Annotated in this window: 28 protein-coding genes; 25 read left to right on the forward strand and 3 right to left on the reverse strand. The window is 29.2% G+C overall.

Annotated elements, in window-relative coordinates:
• Nucleotides 1–66 precede the first annotated feature (66 nt).
• The 18 genes from HBE96_RS23895 (at nucleotide 67) to HBE96_RS23980 (ending at nucleotide 16046) form a co-directional block, all read left to right on the forward strand.
• Complete coding sequence (locus HBE96_RS23895) at nucleotides 67–945, forward strand: YicC/YloC family endoribonuclease (RefSeq protein WP_169300221.1); 879 nt, start codon at nucleotides 67–69, stop codon at nucleotides 943–945.
• A 17-nt stretch (nucleotides 946–962) separates the two neighbouring features.
• On the forward strand, nucleotides 963–1238 hold the full coding sequence (gene remA, locus HBE96_RS23900) for an extracellular matrix/biofilm regulator RemA (protein WP_169300222.1): 276 nt from the start codon (nucleotides 963–965) through the stop codon (nucleotides 1236–1238).
• Nucleotides 1238–1867, forward strand: coding sequence for a guanylate kinase (gmk, locus tag HBE96_RS23905; protein ID WP_169300223.1), 630 nt, complete (start codon nucleotides 1238–1240; stop codon nucleotides 1865–1867). Before remA ends, gmk begins: the two co-directional genes overlap by 1 nt.
• On the forward strand, nucleotides 1848–2066 hold the full coding sequence (gene rpoZ, locus HBE96_RS23910) for a DNA-directed RNA polymerase subunit omega (protein ID WP_169300224.1): 219 nt from the start codon (nucleotides 1848–1850) through the stop codon (nucleotides 2064–2066). The genes gmk and rpoZ overlap by 20 nt, the downstream gene beginning before the upstream one ends.
• Nucleotides 2067–2069: 3 nt before the next feature.
• Entirely contained in the window at nucleotides 2070–3257 is a 1188-nt protein-coding gene (coaBC, locus tag HBE96_RS23915) for a bifunctional phosphopantothenoylcysteine decarboxylase/phosphopantothenate--cysteine ligase CoaBC (protein WP_169300225.1), read from the forward strand.
• Nucleotides 3258–3334: 77 nt separating this feature from the next.
• Entirely contained in the window at nucleotides 3335–5539 is a 2205-nt protein-coding gene (gene priA / locus HBE96_RS23920) for a primosomal protein N' (RefSeq protein ID WP_169300226.1), read from the forward strand.
• A gap of 42 nt (nucleotides 5540–5581) precedes the next feature.
• Nucleotides 5582–6037: a peptide deformylase gene (gene def, locus HBE96_RS23925; protein ID WP_169300227.1), complete on the forward strand. Its 456-nt coding sequence runs from the start codon at nucleotides 5582–5584 to the stop codon at nucleotides 6035–6037.
• A 4-nt stretch (nucleotides 6038–6041) separates the two neighbouring features.
• A complete protein-coding gene (fmt, locus tag HBE96_RS23930; protein WP_169300228.1) occupies nucleotides 6042–6974 on the forward strand; it encodes a methionyl-tRNA formyltransferase in 933 nt (310 codons plus the stop codon).
• A gap of 57 nt (nucleotides 6975–7031) precedes the next feature.
• The gene (locus tag HBE96_RS23935) at nucleotides 7032–7709 is read left to right on the forward strand and encodes a zinc metallopeptidase (RefSeq protein WP_169300229.1); all 678 of its coding nucleotides are present in this window, start codon (nucleotides 7032–7034) and stop codon (nucleotides 7707–7709) included.
• Nucleotides 7710–7733: 24 nt separating this feature from the next.
• Nucleotides 7734–9062: a 16S rRNA (cytosine(967)-C(5))-methyltransferase RsmB gene (rsmB, locus tag HBE96_RS23940; protein WP_169300230.1), complete on the forward strand. Its 1329-nt coding sequence runs from the start codon at nucleotides 7734–7736 to the stop codon at nucleotides 9060–9062.
• Nucleotides 9063–9071: 9 nt separating this feature from the next.
• On the forward strand, nucleotides 9072–10121 hold the full coding sequence (rlmN, locus tag HBE96_RS23945) for a dual-specificity RNA methyltransferase RlmN (protein ID WP_169300231.1): 1050 nt from the start codon (nucleotides 9072–9074) through the stop codon (nucleotides 10119–10121).
• 4 nt (nucleotides 10122–10125) lie between these two features.
• A complete protein-coding gene (locus tag HBE96_RS23950; protein ID WP_169300232.1) occupies nucleotides 10126–10875 on the forward strand; it encodes a Stp1/IreP family PP2C-type Ser/Thr phosphatase in 750 nt (249 codons plus the stop codon).
• Nucleotides 10853–12718 (forward strand): Stk1 family PASTA domain-containing Ser/Thr kinase, encoded by a 1866-nt coding sequence (pknB, locus tag HBE96_RS23955; RefSeq protein ID WP_169300233.1) that lies wholly within the window; start codon nucleotides 10853–10855, stop codon nucleotides 12716–12718. Before HBE96_RS23950 ends, pknB begins: the two co-directional genes overlap by 23 nt.
• 23 nt (nucleotides 12719–12741) lie before the next feature.
• Nucleotides 12742–13611, forward strand: a complete 870-nt coding sequence (gene rsgA / locus HBE96_RS23960; RefSeq protein WP_169300234.1) for a ribosome small subunit-dependent GTPase A — start codon at nucleotides 12742–12744, stop codon at nucleotides 13609–13611.
• Nucleotides 13612–13644: 33 nt separating this feature from the next.
• A complete protein-coding gene (rpe, locus tag HBE96_RS23965; protein WP_169300235.1) occupies nucleotides 13645–14295 on the forward strand; it encodes a ribulose-phosphate 3-epimerase in 651 nt (216 codons plus the stop codon).
• Complete coding sequence (locus tag HBE96_RS23970) at nucleotides 14296–14934, forward strand: thiamine diphosphokinase (protein WP_169300236.1); 639 nt, start codon at nucleotides 14296–14298, stop codon at nucleotides 14932–14934.
• A gap of 179 nt (nucleotides 14935–15113) precedes the next feature.
• Complete coding sequence (locus tag HBE96_RS23975; protein WP_169300237.1) at nucleotides 15114–15788, forward strand: DUF2971 domain-containing protein; 675 nt, start codon at nucleotides 15114–15116, stop codon at nucleotides 15786–15788.
• 87 nt (nucleotides 15789–15875) lie between these two features.
• Nucleotides 15876–16046, forward strand: a complete 171-nt coding sequence (locus HBE96_RS23980; protein ID WP_169300238.1) for a hypothetical protein — start codon at nucleotides 15876–15878, stop codon at nucleotides 16044–16046.
• A 146-nt stretch (nucleotides 16047–16192) separates the two neighbouring features.
• Here the strand turns inward: HBE96_RS23980 and rpmB are convergent, their stop codons facing one another.
• Nucleotides 16193–16384 carry a 50S ribosomal protein L28 gene (rpmB, locus tag HBE96_RS23985; protein ID WP_169300239.1) on the reverse strand — a complete coding sequence of 64 codons (192 nt, stop codon included), beginning with the start codon at nucleotides 16382–16384 and terminating at the stop codon, nucleotides 16193–16195.
• 204 nt (nucleotides 16385–16588) lie between these two features.
• Here rpmB and HBE96_RS23990 point away from each other — a divergent pair, with 204 nt between their 5' ends.
• The 6 genes from HBE96_RS23990 (at nucleotide 16589) to HBE96_RS24015 (ending at nucleotide 22637) form a co-directional block, all read left to right on the forward strand.
• Entirely contained in the window at nucleotides 16589–16939 is a 351-nt protein-coding gene (locus tag HBE96_RS23990) for an Asp23/Gls24 family envelope stress response protein (protein WP_169300240.1), read from the forward strand.
• A 15-nt stretch (nucleotides 16940–16954) separates the two neighbouring features.
• Nucleotides 16955–18604: a DAK2 domain-containing protein gene (locus HBE96_RS23995; protein ID WP_169300241.1), complete on the forward strand. Its 1650-nt coding sequence runs from the start codon at nucleotides 16955–16957 to the stop codon at nucleotides 18602–18604.
• Between the two features lie 237 nt (nucleotides 18605–18841).
• Nucleotides 18842–20887, forward strand: a complete 2046-nt coding sequence (gene recG, locus HBE96_RS24000; protein WP_169300242.1) for an ATP-dependent DNA helicase RecG — start codon at nucleotides 18842–18844, stop codon at nucleotides 20885–20887.
• 162 nt (nucleotides 20888–21049) lie between these two features.
• Nucleotides 21050–21610 (forward strand): 16S rRNA (guanine(966)-N(2))-methyltransferase RsmD, encoded by a 561-nt coding sequence (rsmD, locus tag HBE96_RS24005; protein WP_169300243.1) that lies wholly within the window; start codon nucleotides 21050–21052, stop codon nucleotides 21608–21610.
• A 5-nt stretch (nucleotides 21611–21615) separates the two neighbouring features.
• The gene (gene coaD, locus HBE96_RS24010; RefSeq protein ID WP_169300244.1) at nucleotides 21616–22098 is read left to right on the forward strand and encodes a pantetheine-phosphate adenylyltransferase; all 483 of its coding nucleotides are present in this window, start codon (nucleotides 21616–21618) and stop codon (nucleotides 22096–22098) included.
• Nucleotides 22099–22112: 14 nt separating this feature from the next.
• Entirely contained in the window at nucleotides 22113–22637 is a 525-nt protein-coding gene (locus tag HBE96_RS24015; RefSeq protein WP_169300245.1) for an ATPase, read from the forward strand.
• Here HBE96_RS24015 and ylbJ read toward each other — a convergent pair.
• Nucleotides 22620–23795, reverse strand: a complete 1176-nt coding sequence (gene ylbJ / locus HBE96_RS24020) for a sporulation integral membrane protein YlbJ (RefSeq protein WP_169300246.1) — start codon at nucleotides 23793–23795, stop codon at nucleotides 22620–22622. The two genes, HBE96_RS24015 and ylbJ, sit on opposite strands and share 18 nt — an antisense overlap.
• A gap of 155 nt (nucleotides 23796–23950) precedes the next feature.
• Nucleotides 23951–25177: a nucleotidyltransferase gene (locus HBE96_RS24025; RefSeq protein ID WP_169300247.1), complete on the reverse strand. Its 1227-nt coding sequence runs from the start codon at nucleotides 25175–25177 to the stop codon at nucleotides 23951–23953.
• Between the two features lie 381 nt (nucleotides 25178–25558).
• Between HBE96_RS24025 and pta the strand changes: the two genes are divergently transcribed.
• Entirely contained in the window at nucleotides 25559–26563 is a 1005-nt protein-coding gene (gene pta / locus HBE96_RS24030) for a phosphate acetyltransferase (RefSeq protein ID WP_169300248.1), read from the forward strand.
• Nucleotides 26564–26762 lie beyond the last annotated feature (199 nt).

A 26762-nucleotide genomic window follows, 5' to 3' on the forward strand; every position in this document is an offset into this window, starting at 1 on the left:
AATTATTATTAATATTTATGTATAATTAGTATTGATTGGTAAGGTAAATACGGAAGGATGAAAAATATGATAAAAAGTATGACTGGTTTCGGAAGGGGAAGCACTGATGAAGAAGGTGGAAGATTTACAGTTGAGATAAAGACTGTTAATCATAGGTACTTTGATTTAAATATTAAAATGCCTAAAGCTTTTATAGCCCTTGAAGATAGAATGAGAAAACTCATTAAACAAAAGGTTAACAGAGGTAAAATTGATGTTTTTATCACACAAAATAATTATGAAAAGCAAGGCGTAAATGCCGTACTAAATGAGGCATTAGCAGATAGCTATGTACAATGTTTAAATAAAATAAAGGAAAGATATAATATAGAAGAAAAATTATCTGTTTCACTTATTGCAAAGTTTCCTGAAATAATAGCTTTAAAGCAGGAAGAAGAAGATTTAGAAATATTATGGGAGAAACTTAAAGATCTATTAGAGGAAGCAGTAAATACGCTTGTTTCTATGAGAGAAAAAGAAGGCATAAAACTACAACAAAATATATTTATAAAGTGTGACTATATTAAATCTCTATTGGATAAAATAGAGAAAAGATCACCACAAGTAGTAATAGAGTATAAGCAAAAGCTTAATAATAGATTAAGTGAATTAATGCAGGATTATACAGTGGATGAAAATAGGCTTGCAATGGAAATTGCTTTGTTTGCAGATAAAGCTTGCTTAGATGAAGAAATTGTGAGATTAAATAGTCATCTAATTCAAGTAAAAGATACCTTGAATTTAGATGAACCTGTAGGAAGAAAATTAGATTTTATTGTTCAAGAAATGAACAGAGAAGCAAATACTATTGCGTCAAAGTCAAATGATTTAGATATTGCTAATTATGTATTAAATATAAAAAATGAAATTGAAAAAATAAGAGAACAAATTCAAAACATAGAGTAAAATTTAGGAGGAAACATATGAGTATAAAATTGATAAATATAGGTTTTGGAAATATAGTTTCAGCAAATAGATTAGTAGCTATAGTTAGTCCAGAATCTGCACCTATAAAGAGAATAATACAGGAAGCTAGAGATAGGGGAATGCTTATAGATGCTACTTATGGTAGAAGAACAAGAGCTGTTATAATTACAGATAGTGATCATGTAATACTTTCAGCAGTTCAACCAGAGACTGTAGCACATAGGTTAGCTTCAAAAGAGGATGATGATGAAGTTAACGAGGTAGAGGAATAATGAAGGAAAAGGGGCTATTAGTAGTAATATCGGGTCCATCAGGAACCGGTAAGGGAACGATATGTAAAGCTTTATTAGAAAAAAATGATTTTTGGCTTTCTGTATCTGCAACTACTAGAAATCCAAGAGCTGGAGAAGTGGATGGCGTAAATTATTATTTTTTAAATAAAGAAGAATTCAAAAATAAAATAGACAGTAAGGACTTTCTTGAATACGCGGAGGTTTATGGAAATTATTACGGAACTCCCAAATCTAACGTTTTAGCTGCTATAGATAATGGTAAAGATGTAGTGCTAGAAATAGATATTCAAGGTGCTTTGAGGGTAAAAGAAAGTTATCCTGAAGGAGTTTTTATTTTTATACTTCCTCCATCTATGGAAGAATTGAAAAAAAGAATTATAAATAGAGGAAGCGAAACTAACGAATCTTTAATGACAAGATTTAAAGCTGCATATAAAGAAATAAATTATGTTTCTAAATACAATTATGCTGTAGTTAATGATACTGTAAAAGAAGCAGTTAAAAAAATAGAAAGTATAATTACAGCAGAAAGATGTAGAGTAGATAGAGTAAAAGAAAATATATTAGATTCAAAGGAGGGTATTATTCATGAGCAACTCTATGATTAATCCATCAATAGTAGATTTATTAAAAACAGTAGACAATAGATATACATTGGTTACTATAACAGCTAAAAGGGCAAGACAGTTAATTGAAGGTGCAGAACCTCTAGTAAGAATTACTTCAACAAAACCTGTTACTATAGCTATAAATGAAATTAGTCAACAAGCAATTACTTATGCAACAGTTAAAGAAGGTATTAAGTAAAAAATGAATAACAAAAAAAGCATAGTTGTAGGGGTAACAGGTGGTATTGCAGCCTATAAGGCTTTAGATGTAATAAGCAAATTAAAGAAAAAAAATTTTGAAATACATGTAATTATGACTAAATCAGCTTTAGAGTTTGTAACTCCCTTAAGTTTTCAAACTCTAAGTCAAAATGTGGTTAGTTTAGATATGTTTTCAGAGCCAAAAGCTTGGGAAATACAGCATATTTCTCTTGCAAAAAAAGCAGATTTAATGCTTATAGTACCTGCTACAGCCAATATAATAGGAAAAGTTGCTAGTGGAATAGCAGATGATTTATTATCAACTACTATTATGGCTACAAAAGCGCCGGTAGTTTTTGCTCCTGCAATGAATACTAATATGTATAACAATCCTATAGTGCAGGATAATATGTGCAAACTTATTAAATTTGGATATAAGTTTATATATCCAGAGGTAGGAAGATTAGCTTGCGGTGATGAAGGAGAAGGTAAACTTGCAGACACAGAGTTTATATCAGAGTTTGTGCAAAGTATGTTATATGATATAAAGGATTTAGAAGGAAGAAAGGTTTTAGTAACAGCAGGTCCTACTATAGCATCAATGGATCCAGTTAGATACATAACTAATAGGTCTTCAGGAAAAATGGGATATGCTATAGCAGAAGAAGCTAGAGATAGAGGTGCAGATGTAACATTAATATCTGGAGATACTTATATTAAAGCTCCTGCCGGAGTAAATGTAATTCATGTTAAAACCAATGAAGAAATGTTAAATCAAGTTATGGATAATTTTGAAAAACAACATATAGTTATAAAGGCAGCAGCGGTAGCAGATTATAAACCTAAAAATTACTCTGAAAAGAAAATAAAAAAGACTCAAGATCAATTTGATTTAACACTTATTAAAGATAGTGATATACTTAAAAAATTAGGAGCCTTAAAGAAAAAACAAATACTTGTAGGATTTGCAGCAGAAAGTAATGATTTAATGAAAAATGCTCAAAAAAAGCTTGAAGCTAAAAATTTAGACTATATTGTTGCCAATGATATTACGGCTTCAGATACAGGTTTTGCTTCTGATAATAATAAGGTAACTATTTTATGCAGAGACGGAAGAAGAATTGATTTGGAAAAGATGTCAAAGAAGCAGGTTGCAAAGGAATTATTTGATTTAATAAATAAAAAATAAATTTGGGAGGGGCTGAAACTTACGGTTTTGTAAGGAAATGCCTCTCCTATTTAGTATTGTGAACAAAGGGTGATTAAGTGTACAATTATGCAGGTATAGTAGTTAATAATAGTTCAATACAAGTAGATAAAATTTTTACTTATAAAATTCCAGAAGCGTTAAAAAGTAAAATAGACATTGGGATTAGAGTAAAGGTTCCATTTGGTATGGGAAATAAAAAAATAGATGGATTCGTAATGGAACTTTATGGTGAGTATATTGGTAATGGCAGGGTTAAGGAAATATGTGCAATATGTGATGAATTTACTTTGTTTACTAGAAATGATGTAATGCTTATTAAAGAAATGAAAAGTAAGTATTTGTCTACTTATTTAGAATGTATAAAAGTTTTTATCCCAGCAGGTATTTCTGATGGAATGAAAAATAAAACAGAAATACAGATATATACAGGTGAAGCAGAATTAAATGGTAAGTTTGAAAAGGAACCTTATTTAACTATATATTCCATAGTAAAAAAAAATCAAGGGTTTTATAATAAAAATGCTTTGTCTAAAAATTTTAATGTCTCGTTATCCTCTATTAATACAATGATAAAACATAATTTTTTAAGCGAAAGAGAAAATATAATAAATAGGTATAATACAAGGCAGTATGAAAAATATTCAAAAAAGGTTTTAAATATAGAACAACAAAAAGCAGTAGATAATATACTAAATTCTGAAAAAAAAGTGTTTTTAATACATGGAGTTACAGGCAGCGGTAAAACTGAGATATATATGCATTTAGTGAGCAGTATGATGGATAAAAATAAGGAATCTATAATACTAGTGCCTGAAATAGCCTTAACACCTCAAATGGTTGAAAGATTTAAAGGTAGATTTGGAAAAGATATAAGTGTTTTTCACAGTAAATTATCAAAAGGTGAAAGATATGATGAATGGCTTAGGGTAAAGGAAGGAAAAGTTAAGGTTGCTATAGGAGCTAGATCTGCAATATTTCTTCCATTCAGCAATTTAGGAATTATAGTTATAGATGAAGAACACGAAGGAAGCTATAAGTCTGATAGTAATCCTAAGTACAATGCAAGAGAAATTGGAGAAATGAAATGCAGAATAGATAATTGTAAATTAATTTTGGGATCAGCTACACCATCTATAGAAACTTATTATAGATGTAAAAATAAAGATATTGAACTTATAACAATAAAAAATAGAGCGGATAATGCTGTTATGCCTAAAGTCGAAATTGTGGATATGAGACAGGAATTAATGAACAATAATAGATCTATTTTTAGTAAAAGGCTTTATGAAGCTATAGTGGAAAGATTAGAAAAAAGAGAACAAATAATACTTTTCTTAAACAGAAGAGGATTTTCAACCTTTGTTTCATGTAGAAAATGTGGTTATGTATTTAAATGTAATAATTGTGATATATCGCTTACTTACCATAAAGAGGAAAGGAAACTTGTATGTCATTATTGTGGGAATAGTGAAAAGGTATCCAGCGTATGCCCTGAATGTGGAAGCAAGTATGTGAAGTATTTTGGAGTTGGTACTGAAAAAATAGAGCAGGAGATAAAAAAATGTTTTCCAGAAGCAAGAACTTTAAGAATGGATTTTGATACTACTAGACGAAAAAATTCCTATGAAAAAATATATAATACATTTAAAGAAGGCAAGGCTGATATACTTATAGGAACTCAAATGGTAGCAAAAGGATTAGATTTTAAAGGTGTTACTTTAGTAGGAATAATTGCAGCAGATTTGTCTTTAAATTTACCTGATTTTAGATCTAATGAGAGAACCTTTCAGCTTATTACACAGGTTTCAGGAAGAGCTGGACGAGGAGAGAAAAATGGAGAAGTTATTGTTCAAACTTATAATCCGGAAAACTACAGCATAATATACGCGTCAAATAATGACTATAAAAGTTTTTATGAAGAGGAAATAAGCGTAAGAAGACTTATGGAATATCCGCCTTTTGTCGATTTATTTCTTATTAATATGAGTAGTAAAAATGAAAATGTATTAATAAAAAATATACAAAATGTTGCTATATTTTTAAGAAATATACTAGAAAAAAATGATACAATTAAAATGTTAGGACCTTGTCCTTGTGAAATTTCTAAAATTAAAGAATTTTATAGATGGCAAATAATATTAAAGGGTAATATAGAAAAGGAATTTAGTGAAAAAATAAGAAAATCAGTTTATGATTTACTAAAAAGTGTTTATAATGATATAAGGGTAAGCATTGATGTAAACCCTAATAGTTTATTATAACTACATAAATAAAGTTTGTGCTAAAAATTAGGAGGTAAAATAATGGCTTTAAGAAATATTAGAAAATACGGTGATGAATTATTAAGAAAGAAGAGTAAAAAAATAGAGAATATAAACGAAAGAATTTTGACATTATTAGATGATATGGCGGAAACTATGTATGATGCCGATGGTGTAGGACTTGCAGCTCCACAAGTAGGTATACTAAAAAGAGTTGTAGTAATAGATGTAGGCCAAGGAATATTAAAACTTATAAATCCTGAAATTATATCTACAGAAGGTAGTTATATAGACGAAGAGGGATGTCTAAGTGTACCTGGTCAGCAGGGAAAAGTAGAAAGACCTTATAAAGTAAAAGTTAAGGCTCTAAATGAAAAAGGAGAAGAAATTATAGTAGAAGGAGAAGAATTACTAGCAAGAGCATTATGTCATGAGATAGATCATTTAGAAGGAATATTGTTTGTGGATAAAATTATAAATACAGAAGGAGAAAATTAAAATTATGGATATAGTTTTTATGGGAACACCAGATTTTGCTGTTCCCTCATTAAAAAAACTTATTGAGAAATTTAATGTAATAGCTGTTTTTACTCAACCAGACAGGCCTAAGGGAAGAGGAAAAAAATTAGGTATGTCAGCTGTAAAAGAAATAGCGCTGCAACATGATATACCTGTATATCAGCCAGAAAAGTTAAAAAATGACAGTGAAGTTTTGAAAAATTTGAAGGATATGAATCCAGACTTTATTGTTGTAGTGGCTTATGGGCAAATACTTACCAAGGAAGTATTAGAAATACCTAAGATGGGATGTATAAATTTACATGCATCTATTCTTCCTAAATATCGAGGAGCAGCACCTATAAATTGGGCTATAATAAATGGAGAAAAAGAAAGTGGAAATACCACTATGTTTATGGATGTTGGGTTAGATACTGGAGATATGCTTTTAAAAAGTAATGTTCAAATTACGGAAAATATGACAGCAGGAGATCTTCATGACATTTTAGCAGAAGATGGATCAGATCTTTTGGCAAAAACACTAGAAGGCGTTGAAAATGGAACTATAAAAAGGCAAAAACAAGGAGATTCAACAACTGATTATGCATCGATGTTAAACAAGAATATGGCTAAAATAGATTGGAATTTAAGCAGTACAGCTGTAAAAAATTTAATTAGAGGATTAAATCCTTGGCCCGTTGCATATACTCAATATGAAGGGGAAAATATGAAAGTTTATGAAGCAAGTATACTAAATGAAAATGGTAATTATGACCCTGGATATATAATAGACGTATGTAATGAAGGAATAAAGGTTGCGTGCAAAGATGGTTCCATACTTTTAACAACTATACAGTTTTCGGGTGGAAAGCCTATGAGAGTTAGTGAATATATAAAGGGACATAAGATAAATAAAGGTATTATATTAGGAAAATAAGTTGCTCGAGTAGTATGCAGAGCGGTTATACAAGCAACTAAGAAAAGGAGTGTAGCTATGTTTTTTGATAGTAGTATTATTATATTAATTCCAGCGTTAATAATAGCAGCAGTAGCCCAATTTAGAGTTTCTTCTACTTTTGATAAATATTCAAGGTTTGGAAATCGTAATGGATATACAGGTTCACAAGTTGCAAGAATGCTCCTTGATAGCAATGGATTGTATGACGTACCAGTAGAAGTTATTCCAGGAAAGCTTACAGATCATTATGACCCAACTAGAAGAACGATGAGACTTTCGGAAGAAGTCTTTTATGGAAACTCTGTAGCTTCTATTGGAGTTGCAGCTCATGAAACAGGTCATGCTTTTCAACATAAGGAACATTATGCACCATTAGTACTTAGAAATTCTATAGTTCCTGTAGTAAATTTTAGTTCAAGTATTTCCTGGCTATTATTTTTTGCAGGATTTGCACTTGGTATAAAACCATTAATTAATATAGGAATATTATTATTTACAGCAGTAGTTATCTTTCAACTTATAACACTTCCTGTAGAATTTGATGCTTCTGGCAGGGCGCTTAGAATATTAGAAAGAAAAGGCATACTTTATAGTGAGGAATTAAAAGGTGCCAAAGCTGTGTTAAGTGCAGCAGCTATGACTTATGTAGCTGCGGCTATAACAGCAATATCAAACCTGATAAGATTAATACTTATTAGTAGAAGAGAAGATTAAAATAATTGAAACAGAGGTAAAATAATGGATAGTGCTAGAAAAACAGCAGTTAAAATACTTAAAGAAGTGTTTTGTGAGGATTCATATTCCAATATAGTTTTAGGAAAAGAATTAAATAAGTCTAGTATGAATAATAAAGATAAGGCTTTAACAACAGAAATAGTATATGGAACTTTAAAATATAAAGATACAATAGATATTATATTAAGTTACTATATAAAAAGTGGACTTAAAAAGTTGGATATAGATATTCTAAATATACTTAGAATATCTATTTATCAAATAAGATATTTAGATAAGATACCAGAATTTGCAGTAGTTAATGAAGCAGTGGAATTAGCTAAAAGAAGAGCTGTAAAATCAGCAAGACTTGTGAATGGGGTATTAAGAAATTATCTTAGAAATAGCAATATAGATTACTATAAAAAAAGCAATAATATAGAAAAATTATGTTTTGAGTATTCTTTTCCTAAATGGATGGTTAACTTATTTAATAATCAATATGGAAAAGAACAAACTAAAAACATATTACAGGGACTAAATGAAGTTCCAAAAGTTACAGTTAGAGTAAATAATCTAAAAACCAATTATGAAGAAGCTTGGGAAAAACTATTAGAAAATGGATATGATATAGAAGAAGGAAGAATATGTCCAGAAGCTATTATAATAAACAAAGGTAAGAATATAGAGAATAATCCTCTTTTTAAAGACGGGTTAATTACGGTTCAAGATGAGAGTGCCATGATGGTAGCGCCATCTATGGAATTACAGGAAAATATGACTGTTTTGGATTTGTGCAGTGCACCAGGAGGTAAAACTTGTCATATAGCAGAAATTATAAATAACAGTGGGAAAATATTTGCTTTTGATATTCATGAAAATAAGTTACCTCTAATAAAGGAAAATGCTAATAGGCTTGGTATAACTAATATAAAGTGCACTAGCTTGGATGCTTGTAATTATATGAATATTTATGAGGAAAAAGGGGACAGAGTATTAATTGATGTGCCTTGTTCTGGGCTTGGTATTATAAGAAAAAAGCCAGAAATTAAGTGGAATAAAAGTGAAGAGTCATTAAAAAGTCTCATAAAAATTCAAAGAAAAATTATGCTTAACGCTGCTAAATATGTTAAAGAAGGTGGAAAACTTATTTATGCTACTTGTACTTTAAATAAAGAAGAAAATGAAGAAAATATAAAATGGTTTGTGAAAAAGAGACCAGATTTTCAGATAGAACCAATATATTATGGAAAATTAGATAATATAATATATGACAAGGAAGGTTATATGACTATATTGCCAAACAAGTATATGGATGGATTCTTTATTGCAAAAATGATAAGACGTAGGTAGGTGTAATAAGTGGATAATATTTTAAATTTAAGTCTTGAAGAGTTAAAACAATGGATGAAAGATAATGGAGAGAGTGAATTCAGGGCTAAACAAGTATTCCATTGGATATATAAAAGTAATCAGTGGAATTTTAGAGACATGGATAATTTACCTAAAAACACAAAAGAAAAACTTGCTAAATCTTTTTCGATAGATATACCAGAAATTATAGAAGTTTACAAGTCGAAAGATGAAGATACATATAAATTTCTTTATGAATATGAGGACGGAAATATAATAGAAACAGTAGTAATGAAATATAAACATGGAAATTCTATATGTGTTTCTACTCAAATCGGTTGCAGAATGGGGTGCAAATTTTGTGCATCTACTGTAGATGGTATGGTTAGGAATTTAAGCAGTGGAGAAATATTAGCTCAAATTTTAAAAGCACAGGAGCAAATAGGGGAAAGAATATCAAACATAGTTTTAATGGGAAGTGGAGAACCTTTAGACAACTATGATAATGTAATAAAATTTTTAAGTTTAGTAAATGCTGAGTATTCTCTTAATATAGGTCAAAGGCATATAACTCTTTCAACTTGTGGAATAGTTCCTAAAATTAGAGAATTAGCGGATAAAAATTATCAAATAACCTTAGCAATATCGCTTCATGCCCCTAATGATAAACTTAGGAAAACTATGATGCCTATAGCAAATAAGTATTCTATAAGTGAAATTATAGAAGCTTGCAAATATTATATAAATAAAACAAATAGGAGAATTACCTTTGAATATGCTTTAGTAAATGATGTTAATGATAGTGCTCAATCGGCAGAAGAATTGGCTAAACTTTTAAAGGGTATTTTGTGTCATGTAAATCTTATACCTGTAAATAAGGTAAGGGAGAATAATTTTGAAAAATCCTCTACAAATAATATTAAAAACTTCTCTAACATTTTAATTGAAAAAGGTATAGAAACTACTATTAGAAGAGAAATGGGTTCAGATATTAATGCTGCATGTGGACAGTTAAGAAGGAGCTATTTAAAATCTAAAAATTATTTAAAAGAGGTGTAAAAGAATGGTAGGGATGTTGTCAGATGTAGGTAACGTTAGGAAAATTAATGAAGACTCAGTGGGATTTTATCAAAGTGAAAATTTTGATATTTATGTTATTGCCGACGGAATGGGAGGACATAATGCTGGAGAAGTTGCTAGTAAATTGGCAGTAGACACTACTATTGATTATATAAAATCGTTTATTAGTTTTATTGATACAGAAAGTATGAAGGAAACATTGACATCAGGTATAAAGTTAGCTAATGAAAAAATTTTTAGTTTATCTAAAAGCAAAGATGAGCTTAATGGAATGGGGACAACTATAACTGCCTGTTTAGTTAAAGAAAATAATATGATAGTAGCTAATGTGGGAGATAGTAGTTGTTACATTATGAGATATGGCGGAATAGTTAAAATAACTAAAGATCATTCATTAGTTCAGCAATTAGTGGATGAAGGAAGTATTACTGAGGAAGAAGCGGTAAGTCATCCTAATAAAAATATAATAACAAGAGCATTAGGCACGAATATAAATGTAGATATAGATATTTTTGATGTGGATTTATCTGATGCATTAAAAATAATTTTGTGTACTGATGGATTATCTAATGGAGTAAATTTGAATGAAATGTATGATATAATAATGGGTAATAATAATCAGGGAGCATGTAAGCAGTTAATAGAACTTAGTAAGTTAAAGGGTGGAAGAGATAACATATCAGTTATTGTATTTGAAGGAGAGTGTGAAGATGATAGGAACCATGCTAGGTAATAGATATGAATTATTAGAAAAAATAGGTGAGGGAGGTATGGCGTTAGTTTATAAGGCTAAATGTCACTTACTAAATCGTTATGTAGCAGTGAAAATATTAAAGGATCAATATTCTAATGATAAAGAATTTGTGGAGAAATTTAAAAGAGAAGCAACAGCAGTAGCAAGTCTTTCAGATAACAATATAGTAAATATTTATGATGTAGGTACACAAGGTGACATAAATTATATAGTAATGGAATATATAAACGGTAAAACCTTAAAACAAATAATTCGTGAGCAAGGTAAAATTCCTACATCCAAAACTGCAAGTTTAGCTATTCAAATAGCTAGAGCTTTAGATTGTGCACACAGAAATAATATTATACATAGGGATATAAAGCCACAGAATATATTAGTTACTAATGAAGGATTAGTAAAGGTAACAGATTTTGGTATAGCAAAAGCGTCTAATTCAGTTACAATAACTAATTCTAGTAAAGTTATGGGATCAGCTCATTATTTTTCTCCAGAACAGGCTAGAGGAAGTTTTGTGGATTGTAGAACTGATATATATTCCTTAGGTATAGTTATTTATGAAATGTGTACAGGAAGAGTACCTTATGATGCAGACAGTCCAGTGTCTGTAGCATTAAAACATATACAAGAACCAGTGGTTCCACCAAAGCAGTTAAATGAAAATATACCCGATAGTTTAAATAAGCTCATATTAAAAGCTGTGGAAAAAGAGCCTATTAAAAGATATCAAACAATAAAAGATATGCTTACTGATCTTAGAAAAATAGAAAATAATCAGGAATTTAATATATCAACTAGTGATTTTGATGAAGATATGACTAGGGTAATGGATGCTGTGGTAGTAGATGATAAAGATAAATATGACAAAAACAAATATGGTGATCGTAAAAAATATGATGATGAGTATGAAGATGACAGTGAAAAAAGAAGAGTAAGATTAGATCCTAAAAAAAGGAAGATATTAACCTTTATTACTGCAGCCATATTGGTTTTAGTTATAGGCGGAATTTCTGGATATTTTGCCTTAAGTAAAGGGTCAGCTAAAGAAACTACAGTACCTAAAATAGTTGATATGAAACAGGAAGATGCAAAAAAAGCTGTTGAAGATAAAAAATTAAAGTTTGTTGTTATTGGAAAAGAAAAAAGTGATAAACCAGAAGGAACTGTACTTAGAACTTATCCAGAGGCAGGAACAAATGTAAAGATAAATTCTGAAGTAAGAGTTAGTATAAGCAATGGACCAGATAAATTAGCAGTACCTAGCTTAATAAATATGGATTTAGATTCTGCAAAGGACGTTATAGAAAAAAGCGGCTTAAAGCTTGGAAATGTAACTCGTAAATATAGTGATAGTGTACCTGAAGGAAATATAATAAGTCAAGATCCACAGCCAGATTCAGATGCAACAGCAGATACTAAAATAAATCTTGTGGTAAGTAGAGGACAAGAAGTTAAAAATATAACTGTTCCAGATGTAAACGGAAAAAGCATTGATGAAGCATCTGGAATAATATCCAGTGCAGGATTTAATGTATCTAGATCAGCAGTGGATACATCAGATAAATCACAGGATGGAAAAGTAATAAGTCAGTCTGTTTCAGGAGGAGATACAGCAAGAGCTGGAAAGACTATTAATTTGACTTATTATAAATATAAGGAACAGCCAGTAACAGATCCATCAAAACAGCCAACAGATCCATTAAAACAGCCAACAGATCAACCAAGTGGGAATGTAGATACTGGTGGGAGTCAAGGAAAAGGTAATGGTGGAAACTCAAATAATAAATCAGATTCAGGTAAGAATAGTAATAATAAAAGTCAGTAAATCTTAATTCAATAGGAGGATTTATGGAAGGAACTATAGTAAAGGGAATAGCAGGATTTTATTATATAAAAACAGATAAAGATATAGTTGAATGTAAGGCTAGGGGAAAGTTCAGGCATAATGAACTGACCCCTATGGTTGGTGATAAGGTAGAAATTGCAATTAAAAATGGAAAAGGTGTTATAAATAAAATCTGCCCTAGAATAAATAAGCTTATAAGACCTTCTGTGGCAAATGTAACTCAGGCATTAGTGGTTTTTGCATTAAAAAGTCCTGAAATAAATGAGGAATTGTTAAATAAGTTTTTGCTTAATTGTGAGTATAACAATTTAAAGGTAATAGTATGTTTTAACAAGTTAGACCTGGCACTACAAGAAAAAACAAACGAAATTGTAGAAATGATTAAAAGCGCAGGATATGAAACAATGTTTTTAAAAGCTAAAGAAGGTTATGGAATTGATTTAATAAGAGAAAAGCTGCAGGATAATGTTACAGTTCTATGTGGACCTTCTGGAGTTGGAAAATCTACAATATTAAATGCAATAATGGGAAAAGAAGTTATGGCTACTGGAGAAATAAGTGAAAGATTGCGACGTGGTAAGCATACTACAAGGCACAGTGAGCTTATAGATATTGGAGATGGATTCTTGGTAGATACACCAGGGTTTTCTTCTTTAGAAATAGAGCTTATTTCTAAAGAAGAGTTGCAACAGTGTTTTCCTGAATTTGATTCTTACATAGGTGGGTGTAAGTTTTCGGGATGTTCTCATTATAAGGAACCTGGTTGCGCTGTAAAGAAGGCTGTGGAGCAAAAAGAAATAAATGAAAAGAGATATAAATTTTATATAAAAGCATTAGAAGAAATTATAGAGAGAAAAAATAAACAATGGTAACTATTTTGTTTAAATTAAGGAGGAAAATACAAAATGATAAAGTTAGCACCATCAATATTATCAGCAGATTTTTCTAAATTAGGTGAAGATGTTAAAGCACTAGAAACTTATGGTGCAGATTGGATACATATAGATGTAATGGATGGAATGTTTGTACCTAATATATCTTTTGGAGTACCTATAATTAAAAGTATACGAAATATTACATCACTTACTTTTGATGTTCATTTAATGATTGAAGAACCTGCTAGATATGTAGAAGATTTTGTAAAAGCAGGAGCAGACATGATAACTATACACTACGAAGCTGATAGACATATAGATAGAACAGTAAACTACATAAAAAGTTTAGGGGCTAAAGTAGGAATAGCTTTAAATCCAGCTACTCCTGTAGAAAGCATAAAGTATTTAATACCTAATTTAGATATGGTACTTATAATGTCTGTAAATCCAGGATTTGGAGGTCAGAAATATATAAATTATTGTTCTGAAAAAATAAAGAATTTAAGAGAATTAAGTAATAAGCTTAATAAAAACTTATTGATAGAAGTAGATGGTGGAGTAGGAACAGATAATATAAAAAGTATAGTAGAATGTGGAGCTAATGTAATAGTAGCTGGATCTGCAGTTTTTAAGGATGGAAAAATTCAGGAAAACATAAAGGCTTTAAAGGGAGATAAGTAAATGAAAGTAGTAATTGTATCAGGAGGAGATGCACCATCCTATGAATTAATAAAAAATGAGTTAAAAGAAAGTTCTTTTTTAATTTGCGCGGATAGTGGTGGAAACTGTCTATATAAATATAACCTAGTGCCTAATTATTTAATGGGAGATTTTGATTCCATAAATAGTAAGGTTTTAGAATTCTTTAAAAAATCCGCTAAATGCATCATAGAAACTTATCCTAGAGATAAAGATTTCACTGATACACAGTTAGTTCTAAATAAAGCATTGGAGTTAGGTGGAACTGAAATTGTTTTTCTAGGCTGCACTGGCACAAGAATAGATCATTTAATGGGCAGCTTAGGAATGCTTTTAAAATGTTTGAAATTAAATGTAAATGCTTATATAAGGGATGAGCACAATTATATTCGAATAGTAGATAAGCCTATAAAAATAAAAGGTAAAAAGGGTGAAACATTTTCCCTTCATTGTTATGGAGAAAGCGTAGAAAATTTAAGTATAAAAGGAGCTAAGTATGAGCTTCAGAATTATTGTTTAAAAATAGGGGATCCGAGAACTGTGTCTAATGAATTTTTAGAAGGAGAAGTTGAAATAAGTTTTACCAGTGGAAACTTAATGCTATTTTACAGTAAAGACTAAATATAATTAAATAAAAGTTTTATCTAAAAAGTTCACAGTTTTTAGTGAACTTTTTTTATTTTTAAATCTTATAAAATATTAAGCGAAAAAAAGGGAATATTAAATAGTATGAATATATTATTTAGACCTTCGCAAGTTACTGGTAGCATTGACATAAAAGTAGAAAGGAAAAATAAGTAATGAATGAATATGGTCTTATTTTTGATGAGAATATAAAAAAGAATACAAAGCTTTATAGATATATGAGTCTAGGAAAATTTATGTGCATGGTTGAAAAAAAAGAGACCTATTTAACAAATATTAAATCCTGGGAAGATAAATGGGAGTTGCCAATAAATGAAATTGAAGATAAAAATTTATTAGAAAGTGATTTATATGGACAGTGCTGGAGTTTAGAAGGAATTTCTGACGCTTTATGGAGAATTTATTCGTCAAATAAAGAAGGTATATTAATTAAAACTTCTCCGGAAAAGTTTAATCTTATTTCTGATATTAGATTTGGAATACTTTCACCAGTTATATACTATAATAACTTAAGAAAAGTATTATTTGAATTAAAAAATATTGGAGGCAGTAAAAGATTATTTGTAAAAGGATTATTAAAACGATCAGCATTTAAACATGAAAATGAAGTTAGACTAATTGTAATAAATGATGAAAAATGTTTAGGGAAAAAGTATAAGAATTGTACACATATAAATTTAAAAATAGATCCATTTAAATTTATAGAAGGAATAATAATTGATCCTAGGGCTAGCGATTGGTATGTTGAAGCTATTAAAGCATACTGCTTGAGAGTGGGTTTTAACATTATTCCAGTAAAGTCAGATTTATATTCTCCTAATGATTTTTAAGTAAAATTATAAGATTATCCTCATTTTTGGAACATTATATTATGTTGTATCATATAATATTATAGAATAATTTTGGGGGATAATAATATGTCTAAGAAGATGTGTTGTAATAAAAGCTTCAGAAAAAAGGTAGGAATTGCTTTGGTATCCATAGGGTTGGGAATTATAATTTCTGTTATTATCCCATTTTGGGGGTTTATAATGGTGGTAGGGGCTGCACTTATTTGCTTGGGATTTAATCTTATAGATTTTCATTAATTTTTAGGAGGAGTATATTATGAAATTTATTACTGTAAAGCTTCCTGGGTTTATATCTGCAATTGTAAAATTTTTTAAGAAAAAAAAGTAATTTGAAGCAAAATAAATAAAAATGCAATTGTAAAAACAACTGCATTTTTTATTTATTAAATAGCACGTTGAACCTTTCCAGAACGAAGGCATCTTGTACAAACATGAATAGTTTTTGGAGTTCCGTTAACTACAGCCTTAACTTTTCTTATGTTTGGAGCCCATGATCTTTTAGATTGACGGTGTGAGTGGCTGTACTGAACACCAAATACAACGCCTTTTTCGCATATTTCGCACTTTCTTGACATTAAAAACACCTCCTTAAAAAATTGTGAAGAAATCATCTCCTCAATTCAAACATTTATAATTCTACCATAGAATAGGTTACTTGCGCAAGTACATAATAAAAATTAATGAACAAAATGCTGATTTTAAATAATATATCTTCTTGAATAAATTTATTATTTAATATAAAATATGTTTATGATGTTAAAGTAGGGAGGATTTTTATTATGATAGGTAATATCACCAGCGAGAATGGGTATATTAATTATTCAGAAGAAATTGTTGCTAACATAGTAGGTGTTTCAACTATGGAATGCTATGGTGTTGTAGGTATGGCATCTAGAAATGCTAAAGATGGACTCTGGAAATTGATAAAAGGTGAAAACTTAAGTAAGGGTGTAAAAGTTCGTTCAAAAGATAACGAGTTATTTATAGAATTATATATAATGGTTGAATATGGAACAAAGATATCTGTTATAGCAAACAATGTAATTCAAAAAATAAAATACAATTTGGAAAATTATACAGGTCTTAAAGTATCAAGTATTACTGTAAATGTTCAAGGTGTCAGAGTCTAGGGAGGTAATTCATAAATGAAACACTTAAATATAGATGGACAATGTTTTTATAATATGGTTGTTAACGCAAGTAACTCCTTGGAAGAAAATAAAGAATATGTCAATTCTTTAAATGTTTTTCCAGTTCCGGATGGAGATACAGGAACAAACATGTCAATGACTTTTAAAACAGCTGTATCAGAAATACAAGGAATGAAAGATAAACCGGTAGGTGAAATTGTAAAAAAATTATCTAAAGGTGCTCTTATGGGAGCAAGAGGTAATTCGGGAGTAATACTTTCACAAATATTTAGAGGAATAGCAAAATCTTTAGAACAAAAAGAATACGTTAACTGTAAGGAATTTGCAGATAGCTTAATGGAAGGATCAAAGTCTGCTTATAAGGCAGTTATGAGACCTACAGAAGGTACAATACTTACTATTATAAGAGCAGCTGCAGAAAGTGCTGTTAAGTGCCAAAGTGATGATATAACAGTAATGTTAGGAGAAGTATGTGAGTATACTAAATCAGTATTGAACAAAACTCCAGAAATGCTTCCTGTACTAAAAAAGGCTAAAGTAGTAGATGCTGGTGGCATGGGACTTCTTATTATATTTCAAGGAATGTATGAAGTAATAAAGAATAATATGGAGTCAGTAGAAATCAACTGTGTTAAAAAAACTGAAATTTCATCAGTAGTTCAAAATTTAGGAGAACAGGATATAAAATTTGGATATTGTACTGAGTTTTTTATAAATGTAGAGAATGCACAAATAGATGATTTTAAACATAAAATACAAGCTATTGGAGATTCAATGGTAGTTGTTAATGATGAAGATATGGTGAAAGTTCATATTCATACCAATGATCCAGGGCAGGTATTATCAGAAGCTATCAAGCTTGGTGAACTTTCAAAAATAAAAATTGATAATATGAGACAGCAGCATAGAAATGTATTAAATATACATAGTGAGGCTTCTTTAGGAAAAGAAACTAACCAGGAAGATGAAAATAAAAATATTGAATTAAAGAAATATGCTTTTGTATCAGTAGCTATGGGAGAAGGAATAAAAAATATATTTGAAGATTTAGGTGTAGACTACGTTATAGAGGGTGGTCAAACCATGAATCCAAGTACTCAAGATATATTGGAGTGTATAAATAAAATAAATTCAGAAAATGTTTTAGTATTTCCAAATAATAAAAATATAATTATGGCAGCTAATCAAGCAGCAGAGCTTTCTAGTAAAAATGTAAGAGTGGTAGGAACTAAAACTATACCACAAGGGATTACAGCTATAACATCATTTAATGAAGAATTAGATCTTGATGAAAATGTGAAGGTTATGGAAGAAAGTATAGCTAAGGTAATTACAGGATCTGTAACTTATGCTGTAAGGGATACTGAAATAGAAGGAAAAGTTATTAAAGAAGGAGATATTTTAGGCCTGGTTGAAGGCAAAATACAGGAAACTGGTAATGATATGTTTGAGACTTGTGATAAAGTTATTTCCAAAATGATGAAAGATGATAGTGAGCTAATAACTGTGTTTTATGGAAAAGATTGTGAAAAACAAAAAATAGAAGGATTTTTAAATAAGCTAGAAGAAAAGTATAAAGATATAGATGTACAATTTTATGATGGAAATCAACCATTATATTATTTTATTGTATCTGTGGAATAAGAAATACTAAATAAAAAAAGCCTTTAGGCTTTTTTTATTTATAAATAGAAATTACCATAAGTTATATAAAAGAAAATAACAAGTCAAAGATGTTAGTATATTTTGTGATTGATAAGGAAACAGGTTCCGCTGATAGTTGTTCTATCAAAGGGTTCTGCTGACGCAAAATATACCAACATACTGAATAGTTATTTTTTTGAATATGCCTAAGTATGAATTGTAAAAGCAGGTGGTTTTGTGAATGTATATAGTGATATAAGTAGCATAAAAGGAGTTGGACCCAAAACAGCAGACAACTTAAGAAAGTGTGGTATATTTAACGTTATGGATCTACTTTTATATTTTCCAAGAGATTATGAAAGTATATCTTCTTGTGGAAATTTAAAAGAGGGAAAAAGTAGCAATAAGGTGATAATAAATTGCAAAACGCTTAGAGTTGAAAGAGATGTGAAAACAAAAACAGGGAAAACTATAACAACTATAGTTTTTCATGATGGAAATAATACTTTAAAAGGGAAATGGTTTAATCAGCCCTATATAAAAAATAATTTTAGAATAAATAATACATATACATTAATGGGCAAAATAGAAGAATTTAGAGGAGAAATATTTATTGTTAATCCTGCACTGTTAAAAAATCATCAGGTAAATGAAAAAAGGGAAGAAAAGATAATACCTAAGTATCCATTAAAATCAGGATTAACCAATAATTTGTTAAGTAAGTTAATAAACTCAGTGCTAGGTGATGTTGATATAATAGAAAATCTTCCAGAGCACATAATAAATAAATATAGATTATGTACATTAGATAAAGCTATAAGAGTTATACATAATCCTGTAAATTTGGCTGAATTGGATGAGTCTGTAAAAAGACTTAAATTTCAAGAACTATTTACATATTCATTGAAAATATTGATGCTTAAAAATTATTTTAATGAAAATAGACAGGGAATAACGTTTTCTATATCTAAAGAACTAAAAATTTTAAAGGAAAAATTGCCTTATGATTTAACTAAAGCTCAAAATAGGGTAGTAAGAGAAATATTATTAGATGAGAAAAAATCATGCCCTATGAATAGGTTAGTTCAAGGAGATGTGGGAAGTGGTAAAACTATTGTAGCATTAATATGTATATTTAATGTTATAAAAAATGGATATCAGGCTGTAATGATGGCACCTACAGAAATATTAGCTGTACAGCATTATGTTGAAGCAATAAAGTTATTTGAAGATTTTAATGTGAATATAGAATTGCTTTGTGGAAGTACAACACAAAAAAATAAACAGGAAATAAAGGAAAAGCTAAGAGAAGGAAAAGTAGATTTAATAATAGGTACCCATGCTTTAATTGAGGATGATGTGGAATTTCAAAACTTAGGAATGGTAGTCACAGATGAACAGCATAGGTTTGGAGTTATGCAAAGGAGTAAGCTAACTAATAAAGGATTAAATGTAGATACTCTTGTTATGACAGCTACACCTATACCTAGAACTTTAAGCCTTTATCTTTATGGAGATTTAAATGTATCGGTTATTGATGAGCTACCTCCAGGACGTCAAAAAATAGAAACTCAATATATAAAACAAGATTTCAAATATAAAGCTTATAATTTTGCTTTAGATGAAATGAAAAAAGGAAGGCAAGTATATATAGTTTGTCCATTAGTTGAGGAAAATGAAGAATTGAAGTTGAGTTCTGTGGAAAATTTGTATAAGGAATTAAATGAAAAATACTTTAAAGGTATAAGTATGGAAATACTTCATGGTAAAATGTCTCCAAAAGTTAAGGAAAAAATAATGAATGATTTTAAGCAGGGGGAGATCAAGGTTATAGTTTCCACTACAGTTATAGAAGTTGGAATTAATGTTCCTAATGCTACTCTTATGATAATAGAAAATGCAGAAAGATTTGGATTGGCGCAACTTCATCAATTAAGAGGAAGAGTAGGAAGGGGAAAACATAAATCTTATTGCATACTAATATCAGATATAAAAAATGATATTATAAGAAAAAGAATGGAGATTATGAAAAGCAGTAATGATGGGTTTTTTATTGCTGAACAGGATTTAAAAATTAGAGGTGCAGGAGAAATATTTGGTTTTAAGCAACATGGTGAAAATAATCTTATACTAGCTGATGTAGTTCAGGATATACACTTATTAAAATTAGCAAACATGGAAGCTAAGAGGCTTATAGAAAGTAAAGATGAGAAAGATATAAATATTAAAAATGATATCTATGATAAAATTGGTAAAACTACTAGGTACATCTGTTTTAACTAATTTTGCACTTTGTAATTATTTAAGAAATACCAGGTGTTTTAGGACGTTGTATTATATTTTTAGTAATAGAAATAAATTTTGTATAATGAAAGTATATATGATAAAATATTATAGAAAAATATATAACTTTTAAACATCGTGTTAATACAAGGAGGAAAAATTATGAGAATTATTGCAGGTCTTGCTAAGGGAAGAAAAATCATGTCACCAATTGGTATGGATACTACGAGACCTACTTTAGATAGAGTAAAGGAAGCTATGTTTAACATAATTCAAAATAGGGTTTATGGTGCTGTAGCTTTAGATGTATTTTCTGGAACAGGAAGTTTAGGATTAGAGACTGCAAGCAGAGGGGCTAAACAATGTTATTTAGTTGATAGAAGTCCTGAAACATATTCTTTTTTAGTTAAAAATGTAGAAAATTTAAAATTCCAAGAAATTTGTAAGTGTATTAATATGGATTCATATAAAGCTTTAGAGGAGCTTGCTAGAAAAAAGATAGTTTTTGACCTGATTTTTATAGATCCTCCTTATATGAAAGATATGATTCCACCTGCAGTAGAAATTATAGAAAAAGAAGGATTACTGAATAAAGAAGGACTTATAGTAACTAAAATTGATACTAGGGAAGAAATATATGAAGGAACAGATAATATAATTCTTGTTGATCATAGAAAGTATGGGTTAACCACAGTATGTTTCTATAGATACAAGGAGGATTAGTTATTATGAAAACAGCTGTATATCCAGGGAGTTTTGATCCTATAACTAATGGTCATTTAGATATAATAAAGAGGGCGTCTAAAGTTTTTGATGAAGTAATAGTTGGAGTTCTAATAAATCCTGAGAAAAAGGGACTTTTTAATGTAGAAGAAAGAGTAGAATTAATTAATAGTGTAATTAAATATATACCAAATGTAAAGGTTGAGAGTTTTAGTGGCTTACTAATTAATTTTATGAGGCAAAAAGATGCTAAGGTAATAATAAAAGGTCTTAGGGCAGTTTCGGATTTTGAATATGAATTTCAGATGTCCCTTATGAATAGCAAATTAGATCCCAATATAGAAACAGTATTTATGATGGCTAGTTCAGGAAATTCTTTTTTGAGTTCTTCATCAGTTAAGCAGGTAGCTATGTTTGGAGGATGTATTAAAGGATTAGTGCCAGATAATATAATACCAGATATAATTAGTAAGATAAAAAGCCTTTAGGGGGAAAAGATGTTATGGATGTTATTAAATTACTAGAATATCTTAATGAAATTATAGAAACATCTGCAAAAGTTCCTATGACAGGAAAAGTAATGGTACATAAGAAAGAAACCTTGGAGATAATTGAAAAAATAATGAATTACCTTCCAGATGAATTAAAAAAGGCTCAGTGGATAGTGGAAGAAAAGGAAAGAATATTAAGTGAAGCCATTGAAGAAGCTGAAAATTTGAAAAGGGAAAATATTAATTTTTTAAGAAAACAGGTAGAAAATCATGATATAACAAAACGAGCAAATGCAAAAGCAGAAGCTATAATAGTTTCTGCTGAAAGAAGCGCCAAATCTATAAGATTAGGAGCTAGAGATTATGCGGATGAAGTTTTGAATCAATTGGATAATGAAATAGAAGATAAAAGCAAACGTATGCTTATAGACTTAAAAAAACAAATGCAGAATTTTATAGTTGATTTAGAATCTCACATTAACTTAAATTCGGAGTCTATAAGACAAAATATTAAAGAATTAAGGGATATGAAATAATTTTTTTATTCTAAAAATAATCCAAGGTAGTATTGTCAAAATAATTAGTACTATTAAAAAAGTATGCTGAACTGAAGCTGTAGTTGTGTAATCAATATTGAAACTTTGTTTTGATTCGTTCAAATACATAAATTTATAAAGGATTACGCTTATTATAGAACAACTTATACCTTGCAATACTTTTTTATAAATATACTTTTTCATAGAAATATTGAATTTATAAGTAAATGAATAAACTTGTGAAATAATAGATAAACCGCTAAAAGTAAAAAGAAAGCTAACCAAGGCTATTTTTAATAACATGGATGAGTTTGATGATGAAACTAAATTGCATCCATTAGTCATTTCTATTATTCCTAAAAGGAAACCTTGTAGTACATCTTTTGATATATTAAACATCAAAGAAATTTTATATACTAAACTATTAAATAAGTAATTATTTTTAAGAATGTTATTTACTACAGAAAAAAGTGTAACAAATCCACCAATGGACAGGCAGGTTTTAATGGAATTTTCAATACTTGATTTGAGCACATTACCGATGTTTGAATCTGAATAAATGTGAGTTCCTTTAAAACCATTTTTATTATTATAAATATTTGCAGGAAGAAGAAAACCCATAGCAATACATGAAAGAGCATTTGACAGTAATAGTATGTAGCCTATTTTAGAATCTTTTAGCATGGATATACCTACAGAACCAAGTACAAATAAAGGGCTTGCATTAGAGGCTATATTTAACAAGCGTTCACAAGTATTTAAGTTTATTATATTCTTTTCGTATAAATCGCAAGCATATTTTGCACCTAAAGGATACCCACAGAGTAAACTTATTATTAATACAAAACTGCAGCTTTTAGGTAATTTTAATGGTGTACATAAAGCATTGCCAAGAATTTTAGAATATATATATATACCATCATAGGCCATTATTATATTTGACACTATTAAAAATGAAAACAAGGAAGGAAATACCTTGTAGAAAAAAAGTAGTGCTCCAGATACGGCCCCATCTATACATAATTTTGGAGCAACAATTATTTCCAATATAAGTAAAGAACAAATTATAGTTACAAAAAAATTTTTGTTTTTTAATAAAAAAGCTAATAATACAATAATAAATATTATCAATATGTAGAGTATAATTTTTAATTCCAATTCCAAACACCCACCTTATAAAATCCAGTATGTTAAAGCCTTTATACATATTTTTAAGTTTAACATTTTATATAATTATATTTGCAAATTGGACTACTTATTCTAATTTTGCATAAGTAAGATGTTATTGATTTAATATTTTTAAAATGTAAAGCTTAGTCAATTATTATAGGACTAGTTAAGTAGTCCTCGTTAGGTCTTATATTTTTATTTATTAGGCTGTACGCTTTAGTACCTTGTATGTCTAAACTTAGAGTTGAAATTGGTTCTTTAGGAAGTTTAGTATATATGGGTATAGTGGAGGTTTTTTTTGCTTTTTTTAAAATTTTTGCGCCTGTAGAATTAAAACCTAGTACTTTGGCATAGGGACATGGTTTTTTTCTCAAATTTTCAGTATCCCAATTTTCAAATCCTATAAAAAATTGAGCTAATATTCTACTTATACGACTGTAAGTATATCTTTTAGTTTTAGCACATCTTATTATGTCATCAAAGTTTTCGGCATTTTCTAAGGCGTTAAATATTCTATTATGGATACCTTCAGATACATCAGGAAGTTTTGTTATACAATCCTTGTATAAGGTACATTTATATTTTAGGTAAGGCATTAACTTATCTTCAAATGTAAAACTGTAATTTGTTTCGTTTAAAGCTAGCAATAAATTATGCGCATTTTCTGGAATATATTTTTCCAAAAGGTTAATGTTTTTATTTTCTTTTATATATTTTCGTATAGAAGAAGCACTGGAAAATTGTTTGTCAAAAGCAGTACTATTATAGTCACCGCCTTCTCTTTTTATGGTAAAAGGTGAAATTTCACTATTTAGTTCTGTAAGTTTTTTGCAATATTCTAATCCCAAAATATTATTGGGTGAATTTAAAATTTTTTGTACATCTTCATAACAAAACGGAGCATCATTGAAAATTTTTAAAAATTTCAATAATGCGCTACTTCTTGCAAAAGGATAGGACACTCCTTTGCTTAGTTCTTCTTTAAGAAGATTTTTAAAATCTATAGGTTCTTCAGCTAATATTTTGGATATATGAGATAGTACATTAATGTCTCCACATTCGCTTCCAAAACATATATTATTTACTACACCTAGATTGTTTAATAGAGTTATAGAACCGTTAGCAAAGAATTCAGCAGAAGATAGGCTGTAAATTAAAGGAAGTTCTATTACTAAATCTACTCCGTTCATTAATGCTATTCTTGTTCTATTCCACTTATCAATTATAGCAGGAAGTCCTCTCTGTACAAAGTTTCCACTTAGTACTGCTACAATAGCATCACATTTAGTTATGGTTCTTGATTTTTTTATATGATATAAATGACCTTTGTGAAAGGGATTGTATTCAACTATAATTCCTGTAACTTTCATGATTTATCCTCCAAGCTTTTAATGAATATCAGCATCCTACTGGTATTATTTCAATTATAAAAGTATATTTTATTATAAAGTAAATTACTTGTAATAATCAAATTTAATAGATATTTTAGAATTAATGATTTCATTATAACCTATATAAAATTAAATATTGATAAATTAGTTTTATTTATAAGAGCTGAATATAATTTGTATAGAAAGTTTAACGTGATTATTAGAGAAATGTTATTTGAAATTATAATCTTTTTTAGTCTGCTTAGGTTTTTTGAAGAAAAATTAGAAATATGATTTTTTTTATTGTAAAATATATAAAAAAAGGATTATAGTATATAGTGAGTGTAATTTTATTTCTATATTTGAAGGGAGAGATTGACAATGAAATTAATGGATGAAATTTGGGAAAAGGCAAAAGCTAACAAGAAAACGATTGTTTTACCAGAAGGTGAAGAAGAAAGAACACTTAAAGCAAGTGGAAAAATAGTAGAACTTGGTCTTGCAAATTTAGTTCTTGTAGGAAATGAAAAAGTAATAAAAGAAAAGGCTGCAAGTCTTGGAGTTAATTTAGAAGGTGTACAAATAGCGGATCCTGAAACTTCAGAGAATACTACGAAGTATGCTAATGAATTTTATGAATTAAGAAAGAAAAAAGGAATGACTCCAGAGAAGGCTGATAAAATAGTAAGAGACCCATTATATTATGGAACAATGATGGTAAAATTAGGAGATGGAGATGGAATGGTTTCCGGAGCTATCCATACTACTGGTGATCTTTTAAGACCAGGACTTCAAGTAATTAAAACTGCTCCTGGAGCTTCAGTAGTTTCAAGTACATTTATTATGAATGTTCCAAATTGTGAATATGGAAAAAATGGAATGCTTCTTTTTGCAGATTGTGCAGTTAATCCATGTCCAACTGCAGAAGAATTAGCTTCAATTGCTATAAGTACAGCAGAAACTGCAAAAAATCTTTGTGGAATGGATCCAAAAGTTGCTATGTTATCATTTTCAACTATGGGAAGTGCTAAACATGAATTAGTTGACAAAGTAACAAAAGCTACTGAACTTGCAAAATCAATGAGACCAGATTTAGATATAGATGGAGAATTACAGCTTGATGCTGCTATAGTTCAAAAGGTAGCAGACTTAAAAGCTCCAAATAGTAAAACAGCAGGAAAGGCAAATGTATTAGTATTCCCAGATATTCAAGCTGGAAATATAGGATATAAACTTGTTCAAAGATTTGCTAAAGCAGAGGCAGTAGGTCCAATATGTCAAGGATTTGCAAAACCAATTAATGATTTATCTAGAGGATGCAGCGCTGAAGATATAGTTAATGTTGTTGCTATAACTGCAGTTCAAGCTCAAGCTCAGGAAAAATAAGGTAAATACTTGACTTACATGACATTTTTCGATAATATAGGTATATTATGCGCAATGTAAGTTATGTTTAATTACCAGGTTCATAAGGGTATAATACTTAAATAAGTTATAAACTTCAGCTTAGGAGAAATAACCTAAAAAAAGTTTTCACTAATTGATTAATAACTCAACTTTTAATTTTTTATAAAGTTGAATTAAT

It is taken from the genome of Clostridium muellerianum (genome assembly GCF_012926525.1).
Classification (GTDB): Bacteria; Bacillota; Clostridia; order Clostridiales; family Clostridiaceae; genus Clostridium_AM; species Clostridium_AM muellerianum.

What these genes read in the sequence shown, in the direction of transcription:
- gmk (WP_169300223.1), top strand. Translation starts at nt 1,238, where the DNA reads ATGAAGGAAAAGGGGCTATTAGTAGTAATATCGGGTCCATCAGGAACC.
- rpe (WP_169300235.1), top strand. Translation starts at nt 13,645, where the DNA reads ATGATAAAGTTAGCACCATCAATATTATCAGCAGATTTTTCTAAATTA.
- HBE96_RS24025 (WP_169300247.1), bottom strand. Translation starts at nt 25,177, where the DNA reads ATGAAAGTTACAGGAATTATAGTTGAATACAATCCCTTTCACAAAGGT.
- HBE96_RS23990 (WP_169300240.1), top strand. Translation starts at nt 16,589, where the DNA reads ATGATAGGTAATATCACCAGCGAGAATGGGTATATTAATTATTCAGAA.
- pta (WP_169300248.1), top strand. Translation starts at nt 25,559, where the DNA reads ATGAAATTAATGGATGAAATTTGGGAAAAGGCAAAAGCTAACAAGAAA.
- HBE96_RS23895 (WP_169300221.1), top strand. Translation starts at nt 67, where the DNA reads ATGATAAAAAGTATGACTGGTTTCGGAAGGGGAAGCACTGATGAAGAA.
- rsmB (WP_169300230.1), top strand. Translation starts at nt 7,734, where the DNA reads ATGGATAGTGCTAGAAAAACAGCAGTTAAAATACTTAAAGAAGTGTTT.
- coaBC (WP_169300225.1), top strand. Translation starts at nt 2,070, where the DNA reads ATGAATAACAAAAAAAGCATAGTTGTAGGGGTAACAGGTGGTATTGCA.
- def (WP_169300227.1), top strand. Translation starts at nt 5,582, where the DNA reads ATGGCTTTAAGAAATATTAGAAAATACGGTGATGAATTATTAAGAAAG.
- fmt (WP_169300228.1), top strand. Translation starts at nt 6,042, where the DNA reads ATGGATATAGTTTTTATGGGAACACCAGATTTTGCTGTTCCCTCATTA.
- pknB (WP_169300233.1), top strand. Translation starts at nt 10,853, where the DNA reads ATGATAGGAACCATGCTAGGTAATAGATATGAATTATTAGAAAAAATA.
- HBE96_RS24015 (WP_169300245.1), top strand. Translation starts at nt 22,113, where the DNA reads ATGGATGTTATTAAATTACTAGAATATCTTAATGAAATTATAGAAACA.
- rsgA (WP_169300234.1), top strand. Translation starts at nt 12,742, where the DNA reads ATGGAAGGAACTATAGTAAAGGGAATAGCAGGATTTTATTATATAAAA.
- HBE96_RS23980 (WP_169300238.1), top strand. Translation starts at nt 15,876, where the DNA reads ATGTCTAAGAAGATGTGTTGTAATAAAAGCTTCAGAAAAAAGGTAGGA.
- HBE96_RS23935 (WP_169300229.1), top strand. Translation starts at nt 7,032, where the DNA reads ATGTTTTTTGATAGTAGTATTATTATATTAATTCCAGCGTTAATAATA.
- HBE96_RS23970 (WP_169300236.1), top strand. Translation starts at nt 14,296, where the DNA reads ATGAAAGTAGTAATTGTATCAGGAGGAGATGCACCATCCTATGAATTA.
- HBE96_RS23975 (WP_169300237.1), top strand. Translation starts at nt 15,114, where the DNA reads ATGAATGAATATGGTCTTATTTTTGATGAGAATATAAAAAAGAATACA.
- HBE96_RS23950 (WP_169300232.1), top strand. Translation starts at nt 10,126, where the DNA reads ATGGTAGGGATGTTGTCAGATGTAGGTAACGTTAGGAAAATTAATGAA.
- rpoZ (WP_169300224.1), top strand. Translation starts at nt 1,848, where the DNA reads ATGAGCAACTCTATGATTAATCCATCAATAGTAGATTTATTAAAAACA.
- HBE96_RS23995 (WP_169300241.1), top strand. Translation starts at nt 16,955, where the DNA reads ATGAAACACTTAAATATAGATGGACAATGTTTTTATAATATGGTTGTT.
- remA (WP_169300222.1), top strand. Translation starts at nt 963, where the DNA reads ATGAGTATAAAATTGATAAATATAGGTTTTGGAAATATAGTTTCAGCA.
- coaD (WP_169300244.1), top strand. Translation starts at nt 21,616, where the DNA reads ATGAAAACAGCTGTATATCCAGGGAGTTTTGATCCTATAACTAATGGT.
- rpmB (WP_169300239.1), bottom strand. Translation starts at nt 16,384, where the DNA reads ATGTCAAGAAAGTGCGAAATATGCGAAAAAGGCGTTGTATTTGGTGTT.
- rsmD (WP_169300243.1), top strand. Translation starts at nt 21,050, where the DNA reads ATGAGAATTATTGCAGGTCTTGCTAAGGGAAGAAAAATCATGTCACCA.